The sequence below is a fragment of the Pauljensenia sp. UMB3104 genome, from assembly GCF_030217285.1.
In the GTDB taxonomy this organism is placed as follows: domain Bacteria; phylum Actinomycetota; class Actinomycetes; order Actinomycetales; family Actinomycetaceae; genus Pauljensenia.
Genome location: NZ_JASONN010000071.1, coordinates 1 through 463, shown reverse-complemented (window position 1 = coordinate 463; position 463 = coordinate 1). Strand labels below are relative to the sequence as shown.

Genomic DNA, 463 nt, shown 5'->3' with positions numbered 1-463 from the left:
GGCTCTTCGCATTTGAGGGTGTAGGTGTTGTGGGCGGGGTTGGGCGTGTCGTGGCCGGGTAGGGGTCGAGGTCTTCCGATGATGGAGATTGCTACACCGTCCATCTGAAAGACCTCGACATGGCCAATACTATCTTTGATCGCCCTGACCTGAGCGCGTTCACGCGCCTGGATGACCTGGGCCTGGAAGTGACGGGCCAGCGCATGTGGCCAGACCATGCAGTGTTGGCTTGCCGGATTGCTGGTGAGGACCGGTGGTGTCGACGCTGCGGATGCCAGGGCGAGTCGCGTGACACGGTGATCAGGCGCTTGGCGCACGAGCCTTACGGGTGGCGCCCCACGATCTTGCACGTGAGCGTGCGCCGCTACCGGTGCCAGGAGTGCGCCCATGTGTGGCGTCAAGATATGAGCCAAGCGGCCGATCCGCGCGCCAAGCTCTCGCGTGCGGCGGTGCGCTGGGCGCT

1 protein-coding gene is annotated in these 463 nt (G+C 64.6%); it reads left to right on the top strand.

Annotation, left to right across the window (positions count from 1 at the left end; genetic code table 11):
• Positions 1 to 119 precede the first annotated feature (119 nt).
• The coding region (locus QP415_RS10800; RefSeq protein ID WP_442953481.1) for a transposase family protein at positions 120 to 463 on the top strand (344 nt) is incomplete at its 3' end.